This is a genomic window from Mesorhizobium sp. M0983 (genome assembly GCF_040318975.1).
Taxonomy (GTDB): Bacteria; Pseudomonadota; Alphaproteobacteria; order Rhizobiales; family Rhizobiaceae; genus Mesorhizobium.
Genome location: NZ_JAMYNH010000001.1, coordinates 121,824 through 137,869, shown reverse-complemented (window position 1 = coordinate 137,869; position 16,046 = coordinate 121,824). Strand labels below are relative to the sequence as shown.

Annotated in this window: 18 protein-coding genes; 12 read left to right on the top strand and 6 right to left on the bottom strand. The window is 62.0% G+C overall.

The annotated features are described in order from the left end of the window. Window positions 1-82 precede the first annotated feature (82 nt). The 3 genes from NKH71_RS00855 (at window position 83) to NKH71_RS00845 (ending at window position 2,209) form a co-directional block, all read left to right on the top strand. Complete coding sequence (locus tag NKH71_RS00855) at window positions 83-697, top strand: nitroreductase family protein (RefSeq protein ID WP_352481572.1); 615 nt, start codon at window positions 83-85, stop codon at window positions 695-697. Continuing rightward, window positions 694-1,551: an EamA family transporter gene (locus tag NKH71_RS00850; protein ID WP_023721250.1), complete on the top strand. Its 858-nt coding sequence runs from the start codon at window positions 694-696 to the stop codon at window positions 1,549-1,551. Before NKH71_RS00855 ends, NKH71_RS00850 begins: the two co-directional genes overlap by 4 nt. Before the next feature lie 169 nt (window positions 1,552-1,720). Beyond that, window positions 1,721-2,209: a nucleoside deaminase gene (locus NKH71_RS00845; RefSeq protein ID WP_023721251.1), complete on the top strand. Its 489-nt coding sequence runs from the start codon at window positions 1,721-1,723 to the stop codon at window positions 2,207-2,209. Between the two features lie 110 nt (window positions 2,210-2,319). On the opposite strand, the gene NKH71_RS00840 is transcribed toward NKH71_RS00845, so the two are convergent. The 4 genes from NKH71_RS00840 to NKH71_RS00825 form a co-directional block, all read right to left on the bottom strand. After that, window positions 2,320-2,799 carry a hypothetical protein gene (locus NKH71_RS00840; protein ID WP_023721252.1) on the bottom strand — a complete coding sequence of 160 codons (480 nt, stop codon included), beginning with the start codon at window positions 2,797-2,799 and terminating at the stop codon, window positions 2,320-2,322. Next, complete coding sequence (locus tag NKH71_RS00835; protein WP_031194604.1) at window positions 2,796-3,221, bottom strand: helix-turn-helix domain-containing protein; 426 nt, start codon at window positions 3,219-3,221, stop codon at window positions 2,796-2,798. The genes NKH71_RS00840 and NKH71_RS00835 overlap by 4 nt, the downstream gene beginning before the upstream one ends. Further along, window positions 3,202-3,567, bottom strand: coding sequence for a hypothetical protein (locus NKH71_RS00830; RefSeq protein WP_156948174.1), 366 nt, complete (start codon window positions 3,565-3,567; stop codon window positions 3,202-3,204). The genes NKH71_RS00835 and NKH71_RS00830 overlap by 20 nt, the downstream gene beginning before the upstream one ends. Before the next feature lie 331 nt (window positions 3,568-3,898). After that, the gene (locus NKH71_RS00825) at window positions 3,899-4,795 is read right to left on the bottom strand and encodes an NAD-dependent epimerase/dehydratase family protein (RefSeq protein WP_023721254.1); all 897 of its coding nucleotides are present in this window, start codon (window positions 4,793-4,795) and stop codon (window positions 3,899-3,901) included. Between the two features lie 145 nt (window positions 4,796-4,940). Here NKH71_RS00825 and NKH71_RS00820 point away from each other — a divergent pair, with 145 nt between their 5' ends. Then, on the top strand, window positions 4,941-5,879 hold the full coding sequence (locus NKH71_RS00820) for an NAD(P)-dependent oxidoreductase (RefSeq protein WP_023721255.1): 939 nt from the start codon (window positions 4,941-4,943) through the stop codon (window positions 5,877-5,879). Window positions 5,880-6,546: 667 nt separating this feature from the next. On the opposite strand, the gene NKH71_RS00815 is transcribed toward NKH71_RS00820, so the two are convergent. Beyond that, on the bottom strand, window positions 6,547-7,326 hold the full coding sequence (locus NKH71_RS00815) for a FadR/GntR family transcriptional regulator (RefSeq protein WP_023721256.1): 780 nt from the start codon (window positions 7,324-7,326) through the stop codon (window positions 6,547-6,549). Between the two features lie 147 nt (window positions 7,327-7,473). After that, window positions 7,474-8,463, bottom strand: coding sequence for a sugar-binding protein (locus tag NKH71_RS00810; protein WP_023721257.1), 990 nt, complete (start codon window positions 8,461-8,463; stop codon window positions 7,474-7,476). A 427-nt stretch (window positions 8,464-8,890) separates the two neighbouring features. Between NKH71_RS00810 and NKH71_RS00805 the strand changes: the two genes are divergently transcribed. The 8 genes from NKH71_RS00805 (at window position 8,891) to NKH71_RS00770 (ending at window position 16,037) form a co-directional block, all read left to right on the top strand. After that, window positions 8,891-9,631: an ATP-binding cassette domain-containing protein gene (locus NKH71_RS00805; protein WP_023675804.1), complete on the top strand. Its 741-nt coding sequence runs from the start codon at window positions 8,891-8,893 to the stop codon at window positions 9,629-9,631. 33 nt (window positions 9,632-9,664) lie between these two features. Continuing rightward, window positions 9,665-10,663 carry an ABC transporter permease gene (locus NKH71_RS00800; RefSeq protein ID WP_023721258.1) on the top strand — a complete coding sequence of 333 codons (999 nt, stop codon included), beginning with the start codon at window positions 9,665-9,667 and terminating at the stop codon, window positions 10,661-10,663. 269 nt (window positions 10,664-10,932) lie between these two features. Continuing rightward, on the top strand, window positions 10,933-11,760 hold the full coding sequence (locus NKH71_RS00795; RefSeq protein WP_023721259.1) for an AraC family transcriptional regulator: 828 nt from the start codon (window positions 10,933-10,935) through the stop codon (window positions 11,758-11,760). A gap of 107 nt (window positions 11,761-11,867) precedes the next feature. Further along, window positions 11,868-12,320, top strand: coding sequence for an SRPBCC family protein (locus tag NKH71_RS00790; RefSeq protein ID WP_023721260.1), 453 nt, complete (start codon window positions 11,868-11,870; stop codon window positions 12,318-12,320). 21 nt (window positions 12,321-12,341) lie between these two features. Continuing rightward, window positions 12,342-13,136, top strand: coding sequence for an FAD binding domain-containing protein (locus tag NKH71_RS00785; protein WP_023721261.1), 795 nt, complete (start codon window positions 12,342-12,344; stop codon window positions 13,134-13,136). 32 nt (window positions 13,137-13,168) lie between these two features. Continuing rightward, window positions 13,169-13,651: a (2Fe-2S)-binding protein gene (locus NKH71_RS00780; RefSeq protein ID WP_023721262.1), complete on the top strand. Its 483-nt coding sequence runs from the start codon at window positions 13,169-13,171 to the stop codon at window positions 13,649-13,651. A gap of 12 nt (window positions 13,652-13,663) precedes the next feature. After that, window positions 13,664-15,031: a xanthine dehydrogenase family protein molybdopterin-binding subunit gene (locus tag NKH71_RS00775; RefSeq protein WP_023721263.1), complete on the top strand. Its 1,368-nt coding sequence runs from the start codon at window positions 13,664-13,666 to the stop codon at window positions 15,029-15,031. A 1-nt stretch (window position 15,032) separates the two neighbouring features. Beyond that, window positions 15,033-16,037, top strand: a complete 1,005-nt coding sequence (locus NKH71_RS00770; RefSeq protein ID WP_023721264.1) for a xanthine dehydrogenase family protein molybdopterin-binding subunit — start codon at window positions 15,033-15,035, stop codon at window positions 16,035-16,037. The last annotated feature ends 9 nt before the right edge of the window (window positions 16,038-16,046 follow it).

Below are 16,046 nucleotides of genomic sequence, written 5' to 3'. Positions count from 1 at the left end.
CTTTCAATTGTCACATATTATCGTCTGTTGGTAAATTCCATATCTGCTTCCCGAACAACTTTCTCAATTTCGGAATGATATGATGACCAACCCCACAATCTCCCTTATCGAGCGACGCATGTCGGCCAATCGGTTCGATGCCTCGTACGCATTGACGGATGCCGAGGTTGAGGAACTGGCACGTCTCGCAACGCGCGCGCCAACCGCCTACAACCTTCAGAATTGGCGGTTCATCGCCGTGCGGACGCCGGAAGCAAAGGCGCGGTTGCGCAGCGTGGCCCATGGCCAGGCCAAGGTGCAGGAAGCAGCGGTCACCTTCATCGTCTGCGGCGTACTGCCCGACCACGCCGCCCTCAATGCAAGGCTGCGTCCTTTCGTCGAAGCCGGCTTCATGCCGGCGGATATGGCTTCGGGCTGGCAGGAAGGCGCCCGCGCACAATATGCCGATCCTCGGGCTGCCCGCGACGAAGCGGTGCGCTCTGCAACGCTTGGCGCTGCAACGCTGATTTTTGCAGCCGAAGCGCTGGGGCTCGTCGCTGGTCCGATGGGAGGCTTCGATGCCGAAGGCGTGGCCCGCGAGTTTGGCCTTGGCCTGAATGAAGTGCCGGTGATGCTCATCGCGGTCGGCCGCGCCGCGCCCGGCAACTGGCCGCAAAAGCCGCGCCGCCCTCTTGCCGAAGTACTGGAAATCTTATGAAAACGCGCCGTTTCGATCTGTTGCTGACAGCCATTGCACCCGCGATATGGGGCAGCACCTATATCGTCACCACCCAGTTCCTGCCCAACTTTTCGCCGATGACGGTCGCAATGCTGCGTGCCTTGCCAGCCGGATTGCTGCTGCTGGCGATCGTTCGGCAACTGCCGACGGGCATCTGGTGGCTGCGCAGTTTCGTCCTCGGAGCCCTCAACATCTCGATCTTCCTGAGCATGTTGTTTGTCGCCGCCTACCGGCTTCCGGGCGGGGTCGCCGCGACGGTGCTGTCGGTCCAGCCGTTGATCGTGATTTTCCTTGCCGCTGCCCTGCTTGCCAGCCCTGTCCGTCGGTTGGCGATCGTCGCCGCCCTTGTCGGGATCGCCGGTGTTGCATTGCTGGTGCTGACCCCGAACGCGACGCTCGATGCGGTCGGCGTTGCCGCCGGCCTCGCCGGGGCGGCCTCCATGGCCTTCGGAAGCGTATTGGCCCGTAAGTGGCAACCGCCAGTATCGCTGCTTACCTTTACGGCATGGCAGCTGACCGCCGGCGGTCTGCTTCTCGTTCCGGTGGCCCTGCTTTTCGAGCCCTCCATCCCGCTCCCGACCGCGGCCAACCTGCTTGGACTGGTGTGGCTCGGCCTGATCGGTGCGGCGCTGACTTACGTCCTCTGGTTCCGGGGCATTGCGCGACTGGAATCTGCCGTGGTGTCATCGCTGCTTTTCCTCAGCCCGGTGACCGCCGTGCTGCTTGGATGGGTATTCCTGGACCAGACGCTGACCTTGCCTCAGATCGCCGGCGTCGTTTTCGTCATCGGCAGCATCTGGCTGGCTCAACGCCCCAATCGCAACGAGTCCTGATGCATGTCGCTCAAAAGTGTGCAGCGGGTTTGCGATACGACATGCATCAAAACAAGAACCTGAAGCGCGTAGCATGAGGCCGGTCGAACGCGACGCGTTTTAGGCCGCCGACTTGTGTCGGCGGATTGTTCGGCACTATGGTCCAGCGGCATAGCCGGAGGATCCGCCGATGCCACAACGCCCCTATGATGAGCGCCTGCTCCGTCAGGCGTTCGAAGTCGCGCGCAAGGCCCGCGATGCCGGCGAACATCCCTTTGGTTCGCTCCTCGCTGACAAGGACGGCAATGTTTTGCGCGAGCAGCCCAACGCTTACAAAGCCGGCGGGGGCGACCGCACCGCTCATGCCGAAAGGCTGCTGGCCTCATGGGCGGGGATGAATTTCAGTCTCGAAAAGCTGGCCTCCTGCACACTCTACACTTCGGCCGAACCTTGCGCGATGTGCTCCGGCACAATCTATTGGGCGGGCATCGGACGGGTCGTCTTTGGCCAGAGCGAACATGACCTCAAGGCATCGACGGGTGCACATGTCGAGAATCCTACACTCGACCTGCCCTGCAGGATCGTCTTCGAAGCTGGGCAGCGTCCGACTGAAGTCGTTGGTCCGCTGCTTGCCGATGAGGCGGCGCAACTCCAGGCCGAATTCTGGAAAGACAAGTAGCTTAATTGCCGCACGGCAGGAAACGAGTGAGGGCTAGGCTCAGAACTTATTGATCAAGGGTATTGCCCCTTCAACAAGTGAAGTATCGGAGAACCTTGACCCGTTTGGGCCTAAACAGCGGGGATGGGGTTGCCGGCTCCATCCCTACTCAACTGCGAGATGCGCAATCGGCCAGCTGAGATTTCCTCCCCGTCCCGAACGACTACGACCACGAGTTTTGCAGGCTCTTGGAAGACCAAGGTTGACAGTTGAATGTTCATGCTAAGGGCCAATAATTTGACTGTATCCTTCTCAAATTCGAGGGGTCCTTTCTGGGGGATGATGTCGGTCTTCGGCACTGGAGCTTCTATCAAATCAACTACCCCACCGGCCTTGGATTCAAGACGAACTTTTATCGCGAGGGTAGGCAAAGTTTCTGGATACGGTTCAAGATACTTAATCAGACACCACAGCCCCGTGGGCAATGCCCACGGCAAAGGTCCGTCGAATAAAACGGCATCATTATAGACCCCTATGTGCAGTTGCTTCCCGTTGGCCTCCTGTCGAAGGTCATCGCAAAACACGACGCTAGCATGGGGGTTCAAAATCATGCTGCCTCAAGGCGTATTGACACCGCACTCACGGCATCGGTTCCCGGCAGGATGGAATGCTGCCCGGAACTTAGTGTGGTCCCCGCTCCGAGCGTAAGCGGCTGTATCTCGCCCGCAGGCCCAAACCGACGGTTCATTTTTCTGTCTACGACCACAACCTCTACGTCTACCTCAAGGGCAGTCGCGAGGTCCGCGATAGTGTCTATTTCCCAGTTCGGCTTTGTTCCTGAAAACCAGCGAGAGACCGCAGACTTGTTAATTCCGAGGCGATCGGCAAGCTGACTTAGGGTGAGCCCCGTTTCCGCTTTCCTGGCTTGAATGACCGCCCAAAAGGCGCTCACAAAAGCCGAACGAAGTATCCCGCGTTCGAACTCTTCAACGAACGCTTGGTCGGAAACCTTATTAGATTTTTTCATCCACATCTCGACATATTCCCTTCACGTACTCTAACGCCGTTGCTGCACGAAAAGGTTGCGCATTACCCATGGTGTTGCCCCAAAGATCGGGGATTCCAGCGACGGTTTCGCTATAGTTCTTTTTGATCCCTAGCCAATGTCGGCAATGCAGTCCTAAACCTATGAATACCCCGGCGTCGAGAAACCTACCGAACAGACGCACTTGGACATGCCTAGGCTTTCGCGCACAAATTACCCAGACCTCGTCAACAGAATGCAATCGTTCGATGTCTGGCCCCCGCTCGTCTGGGTCTCCTTTGAGGCTTGCCGTCACGAACCAACCGAAACAAAAAATTGCTATCAGTTCTTCCATTTTCGCCATCGGCAAATGGCTTAAGTCGGGATCCTTCCCAGCCAATCCTCTATAAACATTTGGCGTTACATACAGAAACCGCTTGGCCTCCACCTTTTGGTTAAGTGCAGGCCGCGCGACGAGCCGACCGGTTTCGACCGCTGATACAGAATAGAGTTAGTTGCGTTTAAAGTCAACAATTCCCCCGCAGGCCGCACCGTTCCTCTCGAAGGGGGAAACGTGTTATTACCAGCCAGCAGATAGCCTATGTCAAATTCGAGGTTGAGTCAGAGCCTTCTCAACGTTGCGCGTCGGGGCTGGCCCAGTGCCGGCTCCGTATCACGTACGCCCGTCAGGTCGTCTTGACATATTTCCGCCAGCTGTGTTCCGGCCGGAAGCCGAGCATGTCGCGTGCCTTGCGGTTGGAGAGCAGCGTCTCGTATTCGCCAAGTTCGCCCTTGACCGGCACATCGGGGTAAAACCGCTTCAAAAGTTCGGCTGTCGGCAGGTCGGACGAGGTGTCGTCATTGGCGGCGTTGAACACCTGATAGCCGAGCCCGTCCTTTTCGATGGCGCGCAGCGTGATCTGGCCGAGGTCGCGCGCGTCGATATAGCTCCAGGCAATGCGCTTGCGGAAACCCGGATCGGCGAACCATTTCGGAAACAGCGAATATTCATGCGGCTCGATGACGTTGCCGATGCGCAAGGCATAGATGTCGAAGCCATCGCGTTGTGCAAACGCCCGCGCGGTCTTCTCGTTGACGACCTTGGACAGCGCGTAGCTGTCCATCGGATCGACGTCGTACTCCTCGTCGAGCGGAAAATGCGTCGGATCGCGCGGTTCGTTGGCGAAGACCAGGCCGTAGGTCGTCTCGCTGGAGGCGATCACCACCTTGCGGATACCGAGCTTCACTGCGGCCTCGATGACATTGTAGGTGCCGAGCGCGTTGATGCGGAACACCTCGTTGTCGGGCGTGATCATGATGCGCGGGATCGCCGCGAAATGCACCACGGCATCGACCGGCTGCGAACGCAGCGACGGATCGAATTCATGCAGGCCGATATAGCTCGACAGCGCGTTGAACACCTGCCCGCTGTCGGTGATGTCGGTGATCAGCGTGCGCACCTTGGGATTGTCGAGCGGCTTGGTGTCGATGTTGAGCACCTGGCAGCCCTGCTCGACCAGATACTGCACGACGTGGCGCCCGGCCTTGCCGCTGCCGCCGGTGAACATGATCCGCTTCGTCATTTTGCTCTCCCTGGAATTCACGTGTATTGTCAGACAATATCGAACTCTGCAATCGCCTGCCACGGCATGCGGCAAAAACCCGCTTCAACAATTCGCCGGCAAGGTGCAGCGCCGTCATCCATCACTGCAAATAGGACGAAACGACATGAACACGACCGCCGCGAGCGAAAAGATCGGCTTCATCGGGCTGGGCCTGATGGGGCACGGCATAGCGAAGAACATCGTCGACAAGGGCTATCCGTTGACGTTTCTCGGCCGCAAGAACCGCGCACCGGCGGAAGACCTGCTCGGCCGCGGCGCCAAGGAAGCGGCGACCTCGCGCGACGTCGCCGCGGCATCCGATATCGTCTTCATCTGCGTCACCGGCTCGCGCGAGGTCGAAGCCATCATCCGCGGCCCAGGCGGCCTCAAGGAAGGCCTGAAGCAGGGATCGGTTGTCGTCGACTGCTCGACCTCGGATCCTGTCTCGACGGTGGCGCTGGCCGCCGAACTCAAGGCGCTCGGCGTCGATTATGTCGATGCCCCGCTCAGCCGCACGCCGAAGGAGGCCTGGGAAGGCACGCTCGATGCCATGGTCGGCGCGCCCGACGCGGTCTTTGCCCGGCTGAAGCCGGTGCTCGACACCTGGGCCGGGCGCATCGTCCATATCGGCGACACCGGTGACGGCCATCGCATGAAGCTGCTCAACAACTTCATTTCGCTCGGCTACGCTGCGATCTATTCCGAGGCGCTGGCGCTGGCGCAGAAGGTCGGCATCTCGCCGCCGCGCTTCGACAGCGTCATCCGCAACGGCCGCATGGATTGCGGCTTCTACCAGACCTTCATGCGCTGGACGCTGGAAGGCGACCGCGACGCGCACAAATTCAGCATCGCCAACGCCTTCAAGGATCTCACCTATCTCGAATCGATGGCGGGTGCTGCCGGCATCGCCAACCCACTCGGCAACGCCACCAAAAACGCCTTCGCCGGCGCCTTCGCGGCCGGCCCCGCCGACCAATATGTGCCGATGCTGGCCACGCATATCGGCAAGGTCAACGGCGTCGACCTGATGCCGACCAGGGATGGCAAGAAGCAGACGATCTGAGCCGGCCGATCAGCTTTTGGCCACGCAAGCTTGCCGCAACATTCCGAGGCGTCAGCGCCACTGGCGAACCTGCCAATCTTCCCCCTTGAGGCAGTGCAATCGCATGTAGGCAAGAGCCCCCTCACCCGGATTGCCAACCGAATTGCGAAGGGCAATTCGGGGCAATCCAACCTCTCCCCGAGGGGAGAGGAGATCGCCAGCGCCGGCGTCAGCCTCTTCTCCCCAGCGGGGAGAAGGTGGCCGCGAAGCGGCCGGATGAGGGGGACTCCTTACGCGATTTGCCCTGCCTTGTTGGGGGAGATGCCCGGCAGGGCAGAGGGGGGTGCTGTCCCTCAGACCTCAGATCGGCAACACTGCAATTTCAAAGCCAGAAACAAAAAACCCGCCTCGGTAGGCGGGTCGCCGGCGCCAATCAGCACCATAACCAGATTAGTAGCATAGCTGCCGGCACAAAGCAAGAACAAAATACGCTGCGGCGGTAAAAAAGTCCGAATCCCTGGCCCATCCGAGGTCGCCGCCCTCATTGCCTAACGTTGATGATTAGCGAAAGCCGAAGTGGCATCCAATCTCCCCCCTCGTGAGGGAGATGTCCGGCAGGACAGAGAGGGGCGCGAAGGAATGCCGAGTTTTACAATCGTTCGGAGCAATGCCAGCCCTGGTGCAACCATCACCGCCGCGACCGCCCGATAACATCGTCGGTGTTGGCGAGAAGCCTGTGCACCGCGGCACGGGCTGCGGCGGGCCGCTGCAGGCGGATGTTCTTCTCGATCGCCTCGTGCAGTGCCTGCGCCCGACGCTGGTCGCTGGTTTCGCGTGTGACGAAAACAAAGAGGTGATCGAGCGCCGATTCGATCAGCACGCCGAGCGGCACCAGCAGATCATTGCCCGAGGCGCGCAGGATGGCGAGGTGGAACCGCGTGTCGGCGCGGGTGCGCTCCTGCAGGTTGGTCGCCTCGCCCATCTCGCGACAGGCCTGGCTGATCTCGGCCATCTGCTCGTCGGTGCGCCGCATCGCGGCAAAAGCGCTGGCCTCCGGCTCGATGATGTGGCGGAATTCCTGCACCGTCCGGAGGAACACCTCGCGGTCCGGCGAGGTCGCGTACCAGGCCAGCACGTCGCGATCGAGCAGGTTCCAGCGCTCCTTCGGCTCGACCCAGCTGCCGATTTTGGGACGTGACGCAAGCAGGCTCTTGGCCATGAGCATTTTTATGGCTTCGCGCACCGCCGAGCGGCTGACGTCGAAGGTCTCCGACCATTTGGCTTCGTTGGGCAGGATGGTTCCCGGCGGATAATCGCCGCGCACGATCCTCAGCCCGATTTCGTTGGCGAGCGAGGCATGCACGCTCGATCCGGGAAAGTGTGCGGCGTCGGCACGCCGAACGCCGGCCGGCCGCTCAGCCTCTGCCTTCAACTTGGCGGGTCGCTTTTTTGATGTCGCGTCCGGCATTCGTATTCCCCGGCAGCCGCTTGTCGAAAGCCTGAACTCAGGACACGACAAAGCAGCGGCCTACGCTCCAAAGCAGCGTCGCCTCGTGCGTTTGTATGGACGGTCTGTGACGGGGCGCCCGTCGAAGGGCGCCCCGAAACTGCGAACCTACTTCTGGATGCAGGTGTCGACCGTGTCCTTGGTGCATTCGTCGAGGCCGGTGAACACCGGATCGGCGACCGGCTTGCCTTCGACCAGGTCGATCATCACCGAGGGCGCCTTGTAGCCCATCTCGAACGGCCGCTGGCCAACCAGCGCGGTCACCAGCCCGTCACGGGCAATCGCCACCTCGTCGCCGATCGTGTCGGCGGCGCCGATGACGAAGGCGTTGCTGGCGATCTTGTCGGCCATCGGCTTGAACAGGTCGCGGTAGGGCTGCGGAGCGCCGAACAGCGGCCAGCCGCCCATGATGCCGAAGGCGTCGAGATCGGGATTGGCAGCGAGGATGTCGGTCATCGCCTGCACGCCCTTGGCGCCGTCGTCATTGGTGAACACCGGGCAGCCGGCAACTTCCGTCCAGCCGCCTTCGCCTGCCAGCGCGGCGAGGCCGTCCTTGCCCGAAAGCGCGTCACGCATGCCCTGCGCGCGGCGCAGGATGTTGTCGGCCGCCGGATTGCCTTCGATGGTGCAGATCTTGCCGCCATTCGGCTTGGCCTTCTTGATGTATTCGCCGATCTTGTGACCCATCAGGTAGTTGTCGGTGCCGAGGTAGGTCTTGCGCAGCGCCGCATCTTCCTTGCTGAGGTCGGCGTCGAGGGTCATGATCGGGATCGACGGATTGGCGCTTTTGATCGTCTGCGCGATCAGCGGCGCGTTCGATGGCGAAATCGCCATCGCCACAGTGTCGGGCTTGCTCAGCATGTCCTGGACGATCTGGGCTTCACCGGCTTCGTCCGAGGTCGATGCCGGTCCGGTGTAGAAGCACTCATATTCCGAGCTGGCGTTTTCCTTGTTCCATTTCTCGCAACCCTGGTGGATGGCCTCGAAGAATGGATTGTCGAGACCCTTCACGACGATGACGAGCTGTTTCTTGGCCATAGCCGGCCCGGCACCCAACGCCATGACGGCGGCGGCAGCGAGCAATAGTGATTTCCTCATGTCAGTCCTCCCTTTTGAAACAAACGGACACCACGTGCCCGCCACACACAGATCGACCCGGAGCAAGATGACAGAGGACGTCGCACTCGTGTCGCCAAGCCAGGTCGATAAGCATTTTCATATTCAGTCTCAGACCGGCACCGACAGATACTGCTGGTTACCAAATCCCTGACCGACAAACCTTCACCGATTCCTTCCGGCAACCCGGGGGATCGGCGCAAGCTCCTCCGACACTTAGCTAATATCGCCTTGTCACCGACGTCAATGCTATTTGTCCTACAAAACTGATTTTTCGAAAGAAGCCGTGGTTGACGCCAAGGTGGCTTATGCGTAAATGGGCAAAATCGCTGCTTCCGGGAGGAACTGGGGAGAGCGAAAGGCCGCGGCAGAACCGCAGGCCGCAAAGCACGGGGAGGCAAGAAGGCTGGTGGCGGTTCTCGAACTCACCAACATCTCGAAGCATTTTGGCGCCATCCAGGCGGTCAACGACGTTTCGTTGTCGATCGAGGCCGGACAGGTTGTCGGCCTGATGGGCGACAACGGCGCCGGCAAGTCGACGCTGGTCAAGATGATCGCCGGCAATTTCCCACCGAGCCATGGCACGATGCAGATGGACGGCAAGGAGCTGATCCTGCACAAGCCGGTCGAGGCGCGCCAGCACGGCATCGAAATCGTCCATCAGGACCTGGCACTGTGCAACAATCTGACGGCCGCCGCCAACGTCTATCTCGGCCGTGAATTGCGCCGCGGCCTCGGGCCGCTTCGCATCCTCGACTATGCCGCCATGTACAAACGTGCCGGCCAGATCTTCGCCGAGCTGAAATCCGAAACGCGCCCGCGCGACCTGGTCAAACAAATGTCGGGCGGCCAGCGGCAAGCGGTGGCGATCGCCCGTACCATGCTTTCGCAGGCCAAGATCGTGCTGATGGACGAGCCGACGGCAGCGATCTCGGTGCGCCAGGTCGCCGAGGTGCTGAACCTGATCCGCCATTTGCGCGACCAGGGCATCGCCGTCGTGCTGATCAGCCACCGCATGCCTGACGTCTTTGACGTCGCCGACCGCGTCATCGTCATGCGGCGCGGCCGCAAGGTCGCCGACAAGACGATCGCATCGAGTTCGCCGGAAGAAGTCACCGGACTCATCACCGGCGCCATCGAACAGGTATGATTGACGCCTCAACCAGAGTAAAAAAGGTCGATAATGGCAGTCACCCTTGATCAGACGATCGCGCACAAGCAGCACACCTTGCTGAGCAAGGTGTTTGCCAGCCAGACCTTCTGGGTGGTGATCGCGGTCATCCTCGCCTGCCTGTTCCTGTCCGTGGCCACGGATTCCTTCGCCACGACCAAGAACCTCTACAACATCACCCGCAACATCACCTTCGTCGCCATCGTGGCGCTCGGCATGACCTTCGTCATCATCACCGGCGGTATCGACCTGTCGGTCGGCTCGGTGCTTTGCCTGTGCTCGATGGTGCTGGCCGTGACCATGCATGCCGGCTACGGCATCGAGACCGGCATTGCCGCAGCGATCGCGACGGCGCTGATCATCGGCGCCTTCAACGGGGTTCTGATCGCCTATCTCGGCTTTCCGCCCTTCGTGGTGACGCTTGGCATGCTCTCGATCGCACGTAGCCTTGCCATGGTCGCCTCCAACAACACCGTCGTCTTCCAGTTCGGGCCGGACCACGACAAGCTGCTGGCGCTTGGCGGCGGCGCCTGGGTGTTCGGCATCGCCAATCCGGTGCTCTACATGATCGTGCTAGCGATGATTACCGGCTTCGTGCTGCGCTGGACGAAATTCGGCCGGCACATCTTCGCCATCGGCGGCAACGAGCATGCGGCGACGCTGACCGGCGTTCCGGTGCGCCAGATCAAGGTTGTCGTCTACATGATCTCGGCATTGGCGGCGGGCCTTGCCGGCATCATCCAGACCGGCTGGCTGGGCGCGGTCACCACAAATCTCGGCAACGGCATGGAGCTTCAGGTGATCGCCGCCACCGTCATCGGTGGCGCCAACCTGGCCGGCGGCATGGGCACAGCCTTCGGCGCAGTCGTTGGCGCGGCGCTGATCGAGGTCATCCGCAACAGCCTCGGCCTGCTCGGCATCAATGCCTTCTGGCAAGGCGTGTTCATCGGCGGCGCCATCCTGCTCGCCGTGCTGTTCGACCGCATCCGCAATTTCAGGCGCAACGACTGAACTTTTCCGCCGGCGGGGCAAAGTTGCTTCGCTGGCAAAAGTCCTTGCTCAGCCTCGAAGGGAGTGCCGGTTGCCGTCGACCGCACCGGTCTTGCCATACCGGCCTGGAAACGCTCGCCTTCTTCCTATCGCCGAGTCTGAAAATCCGCCGCTGCGGCGCATGGCCGGCGCCCGGGCGTGCACATCCGTCTTGACGCAAGCCCGAACTGAGCCGCACAATCGCTCGCAGCAGGCGAAGGGAGGCCAGTCGCCTGCGGGAGGATAGACCCATGACGGAAGCGATCAGGCTCTACTGGGGCCGGTTCGGACATGTTTCTGTCCTGAACGTCGCCAGCGACTTCGTCACCCATGCCCATGTCGAGGCGCATATCATCATCTGGCTGGAAGGCACGGCCGGCGAGATGACCATCGGCCGCGAGACGGTGCGGCTTGGACCGGGCACCGCCGCCGGCATCAATTCCTTCCAGCCGCACAGCCACGCTCTGTCCCGCGACGGCACGCCCGGCCTGTTCCTCGCCTTTTACATTGATCCGGACTGGGCTCGAAGGCGCCGCGAGCTGCCTTCCTCGGCGCCGCTGTTCTCCGCCCCGGCAATCACGCTCGAGCCTTGGCTGCACAAGGCAGCGGCCAACCTTCTCGACCATCTCAGCGACAATGAGAGCATCGACGACATCGCCAATTACGAGATCGAGCGCTTCATCGACAGCGTGCTCGATGCCGCCGACGCCTGCGCACCGCAGACGGTGCGCGCCCGCGTCAACACCATGCAGGATTTTCGCGTCCGCAAGGCGATCCAGCTGATGAAAGCCAATGTCTGCGAGCGCATCTGCTTCGACGACGTGGCGCGCAGCGTCGGCCTGTCGCGGCCGCATTTCTTCGCCCTGTTCAAGGAACAGACCAATCTGACGCCCAACGTCTATTGGAACACGCTGCGCATGGAGGAAGCGGTGCGGCAATTGCAGTGGTCGCAGGAGCCGCTGATCTCGGTCGCCTGCAATCTCGGCTTCACCACCCAGGGCAATTTCTCGCGCTTCTTCCGCGACCATGTCGGCGTCCCGCCGACGCTTTACCGCGAGGCGGCGCGGGCGATCAGCTGAGCGCCCGTTTTTCAGACTAATTGATAGGCATTCAAGACGCATTGATAAGCGCCGCGTAGCCCGCCGCCCTACCCTCCCAAGCAGCTGATTTGCAAGGGAACGATCCTATGGCGAAAGTCACCATCTCCAGCGTCATCGATGCGCCGGTCGAAAAGGTCTGGGCGCGCATACGCGACTTCAACGGTCTGCCGAATTGGCATCCGCGCATGGTCGAAAGCCACATCGAGGACGGCAAGGACGCCGGCACGATCGGCTGCGTGCGCAATTTCCAGCTCGCCAGCGGCGCCCGCCTCCGCGAAAAGCTGCTCGATTTCTCCGACGAGAATTTCCTCGTCAGCTACTCCATCCTGGAGACGCCGCAACCGCTTACCAACCACAAGGCGACGCTGCAGTTGCGGCGGGTGACCGACGGCGACCGCACCTATGCCGAATGGACCGCCAGCTTCGACGCCCCTCCCGAAGAAGCCGACAAGCTGGCCGAAGGCATGGGCGCCAACGTCTTCCAGGGCGGCTTCAACGCCCTGAAGGCCCATTTCGCCGGCAAGGTTGAACTGAATTGAGCTGACAAACAGGAGCGTTCCATGGCGCTTGCACTGCAGACTTTCCCGACGGTGGAGGACGCTGGCGCGGCGCTGAAGGCCGCCGGCACCCGCTATCTCGGTGGCGGCACACTGGTCGTGCGCGCCGCCAACGAAGGCGACGTGTCGATTTCCGGTTTCATCCGGTCGACCGAACCGGCGCTGTCGATCATCCGCATTTCCGGCGGCGAGGTCCGCATCGGCGCTTCGGTGACCATGGCGGCGATCGCCCGTCACCCGGATCTCGCTCCACTGGCCCACGCCGCGCGCGCCGTCGGCGGACCGGCGATCCGCAACATGGCTACGGTCGGCGGCAATCTCTTCGCGCCAACGCCTTACGGCGATTTCACCGTTGCACTGCTGGCGTTGGACGCAACCGTCACCACCGACTACGGCGAGCTGCCGATCGAAACCTTTCTGGCAAAGCGCGAGAGCAATCACGCCATCGTCACTGCGGTCGGCTTCACGCTTCCGAAGGAAGGCGGTTTTCGCTTCCTGAAACAGTCGCGGGTCAAGCCAAAGGGCGTCGCGGTGCTGAGCATCGCCACCGTGCTGGAACAGGCACAGGACGGCACTGTCACGTCAGCGCGGATCGCGCTCGGCTGCATGGCCGACCGGCCGATCCGTGCCAGGGCGGCGGAGAAAGCCTTGATTGGCCGCAAACTCACCGCAGACGGCATCGCACCGGCACTGGCCGTTGCCCACGACGGCACTTCGCCGCCAACCGATCCGATCGCCAGTGCCTGGTATCGCAACGAAGTCCTGCCGGTCCATCTCGGCCGGCTGCTGCTCGCCTGAACGCCCTGGCTGCGGCGCAAGGAGTAACAAAGATGGCGAAGGTCCCGGTTCAGTTCACGCTCAATGGTGCCGAAAAGGCCGAGTTCATCGACAGCGGCACGACGCTGCTTCACGCGCTGCGCGACAAGATCGGCGACACCTCGCCAAAAGGCGGCTGCCATCAAGGCACTTGCGGCGCCTGCACGGTCATCATCGATGGCGAGCTCAGGCTGTCCTGCCTGACGTTGGCCGAGACCTGCAACGGTGCGGCCGTCACCACGACGTCGGGGCTTTCGGAAGGCGGCGTGCTGCATTCGCTGCAACGCGCTTTCCTCGATGCTTTCGCCACGCAATGCGGTTTCTGCACGCCGGGCATGATCATGGCAGCCAAGGTACTGCTCGATCACACGCCGAACCCCAGCCGCGAGGACGTGGTCGAGGCGCTGTCGGGCAATATCTGCCGCTGCACCGGTTACGAGCCGATCATCCAGGCGGTGCTGACCGCCGCGCGCTCCAATTCGCAGAACGCGGTTTGAGGGAGTTAAGAAATGGAACTCCGCAAGAGCTATTTCGCCGACCAGCGCAAGGACGATCTGCACGAGATCGGCCAGCCGCGGCCGCGTTCGGATTCACCCGGCCATGTCACTGGCAAGACCACCTATTTCGCCGACCGCAATTTTCCCGGCATGCTGCACCTGAAGATGGTGCGCAGCCCGCACCATCACGCCCGCATACGCAGCATCGATACGTCCGAGGCGGAAAAGCATCCGGGTGTCGTCAAGGTGCTGACCGCCAAGGATGTGCCGCACAATGTCTACACCATCCTGATCCTGATCCAGATCGGGCCGGAGGACGAGACGGTGCTGGCTGACGGCAAGGTGCGCTGGAAGGGCGAGGCGGTGGTGGCGGTGCTGGCCGAGACCGAGCGCGCCGCGCAGGAAGCCGCCGCCAAGGTCAAGGTCGACTACGAGGTGCTGCCGGCCGTCTTCGACATGGAGGAAGCGCTGAAGCCCGACGCGCCGATCGTCAACGAGTATCACGGCCGGAACTATTACCTCTACGACAGCGGCGAATGCCGCAAGGTGCGCTTTGGCGATGTCGAGGCAGGCTTTGCCACAGCCGACCACGTGCTCGAACAGACCTATCAGTCCTCGCCGATCGAGCATGCGCCGACCGAGACGACCGGCTGCATCGTCGCACCGGAGGGCAACGACCGCTTCACCTGCTACACCAACACGCAGGCGATGTTCTTCACGCTCGACAACGCCTCGATCATCCTGCAGATGCCCGGCAACAAGCTGCATTTCGTCGGCGGCACCGTCGGCGGCGGTTTTGGCGGCAAGGTCGACGTCATCGTCGAGCCGATCGCCATCCTCGGCGCCAAACTAACCGGACGACCGGTTTGTTTTGTCTATAGCCGCGAGGAGGAGATGCAGATTTCCTCGCCGCGCGCCGCCGAGAAGGTCGTCATCAAGGACGGCGTCATGAACGACGGCCGCATCGTGGCGCGGAAAGTGACCGGCTACACCGATGCCGGCGCCTATTCGCGCCATTCGCCCTACGGCGCGCAGAAGGGCGCCGGGCATTATCCTGGCCCGTATACGATCCCGAATGTCTGGATCGACACCTACTGCGTCTACACCAACCGTACCCCGTCCTCGGCGATGCGCGGTTTCGGCGTCACCATCGGCGACTTCGCGCTGGAGGTGCAGATGGACAAGCTCGCCCGGCTGATCGGCATGGACCCTCTCGAATTCCGCTTCATCAACGCCTACCGCGACGGCGACATGAAGGCACACCGGCAGCCGACGGAGGGGGCGGCGCTGATCGAGTGCATGCAGGAAGCCTCGCGCGCCGCCAACTGGCCAGTGGCGGAGAAGTTCATGACGATGTCGTCTTACGCGAAGGGAGCTTGAGATGGCGATCAGGCGCGGACGCGGCGTCGCCGCGATCAATTATCCGACCGGCATGAATCTCGGCGGCGACCCGACGCAGGCGCTGGTGCATTCGACGCCGACCGGCAATTTCATGGTCACGCTCTCCAGCGTCGACCTGGGCCAGGGCATGAAGCAGATCATGGCACAGATCTGCGCCGAGACGATCGGCGTACCGACCGACCGCGTCGTCGTCGACACCGCCGACACCGACACCGGCCCGCACTGCATGGGCACCTTCGCCTCGCGCGGCACGCATCGGGCCGGCAATGCGGTCATCCAGGCCGCCAGGGAAGCCCGCCAGGTGATGCTGGAAGTGGCGGCCGAGGAACTTGAGGTAAACGCCTCGGACCTCGAGACCGATGGCGAGGGCAACATCCTGGTCAAGGGCGCGCCGCAAAGATCGATCTCGATCTTCGATGTCGCGCTGTCGGCGCATTTCAAGCGCGGCCGTTCGATTTCCGGCCGCGGCATGTTTTTGATCCCCCGCTCCTATCCGGAGAAAGAGACCGGAGCGATGAAGCCCTCTACCTGCTACGCCCATGCCTGCACGGTGGCGGAGGTCGAGGTCGACGACGAGACCGGCGAGGTCACCGTGCTGACGGTGAAGAACGTGTTTGAGATCGGCCGCGCGCTGAACCCGAAAATGGTCGAGCAGCAACTCGTTGGCGGCTCGTGGATGGGCATCAGCCATGCGCTCTACGAAACGACCGAGCCCTATTATCCCAACCGCGACCATGGCGGCACCGACTTCAACCAATATCTGATGCCGGGTCCTGGCGATCTCGCGCAAACCGAGATCATCGTGCTGGAACGGCCCTCGGCGGACGGGCCGTATGGCGCCAAGGGGCCGGGCGAAATGTGCGCCAACCCGCAGATCCCGGCGGTCGCCAATGCCGTCTTCGACGCTGTCGGTGTGCGCATCGATACGCTGCCGATCACGCCGGAGCGCATCCTGCGGGCGCTGAAGGCGCAAGCCCCGAACTGAGTGCTGAAA

Coding starts and splice junctions, on each gene's coding strand:
- NKH71_RS00855 (WP_352481572.1), top strand. CDS start 83: ATGACCAACCCCACAATCTCCCTTATCGAGCGACGCATGTCGGCCAAT.
- NKH71_RS00850 (WP_023721250.1), top strand. CDS start 694: ATGAAAACGCGCCGTTTCGATCTGTTGCTGACAGCCATTGCACCCGCG.
- NKH71_RS00845 (WP_023721251.1), top strand. CDS start 1,721: ATGCCACAACGCCCCTATGATGAGCGCCTGCTCCGTCAGGCGTTCGAA.
- NKH71_RS00840 (WP_023721252.1), bottom strand. CDS start 2,799: ATGATTTTGAACCCCCATGCTAGCGTCGTGTTTTGCGATGACCTTCGA.
- NKH71_RS00835 (WP_031194604.1), bottom strand. CDS start 3,221: ATGTGGATGAAAAAATCTAATAAGGTTTCCGACCAAGCGTTCGTTGAA.
- NKH71_RS00830 (WP_156948174.1), bottom strand. CDS start 3,567: ATGGAAGAACTGATAGCAATTTTTTGTTTCGGTTGGTTCGTGACGGCA.
- NKH71_RS00825 (WP_023721254.1), bottom strand. CDS start 4,795: ATGACGAAGCGGATCATGTTCACCGGCGGCAGCGGCAAGGCCGGGCGC.
- NKH71_RS00820 (WP_023721255.1), top strand. CDS start 4,941: ATGAACACGACCGCCGCGAGCGAAAAGATCGGCTTCATCGGGCTGGGC.
- NKH71_RS00815 (WP_023721256.1), bottom strand. CDS start 7,326: ATGCCGGACGCGACATCAAAAAAGCGACCCGCCAAGTTGAAGGCAGAG.
- NKH71_RS00810 (WP_023721257.1), bottom strand. CDS start 8,463: ATGAGGAAATCACTATTGCTCGCTGCCGCCGCCGTCATGGCGTTGGGT.
- NKH71_RS00800 (WP_023721258.1), top strand. CDS start 9,665: ATGGCAGTCACCCTTGATCAGACGATCGCGCACAAGCAGCACACCTTG.
- NKH71_RS00795 (WP_023721259.1), top strand. CDS start 10,933: ATGACGGAAGCGATCAGGCTCTACTGGGGCCGGTTCGGACATGTTTCT.
- NKH71_RS00790 (WP_023721260.1), top strand. CDS start 11,868: ATGGCGAAAGTCACCATCTCCAGCGTCATCGATGCGCCGGTCGAAAAG.
- NKH71_RS00785 (WP_023721261.1), top strand. CDS start 12,342: ATGGCGCTTGCACTGCAGACTTTCCCGACGGTGGAGGACGCTGGCGCG.
- NKH71_RS00780 (WP_023721262.1), top strand. CDS start 13,169: ATGGCGAAGGTCCCGGTTCAGTTCACGCTCAATGGTGCCGAAAAGGCC.
- NKH71_RS00775 (WP_023721263.1), top strand. CDS start 13,664: ATGGAACTCCGCAAGAGCTATTTCGCCGACCAGCGCAAGGACGATCTG.
- NKH71_RS00770 (WP_023721264.1), top strand. CDS start 15,033: ATGGCGATCAGGCGCGGACGCGGCGTCGCCGCGATCAATTATCCGACC.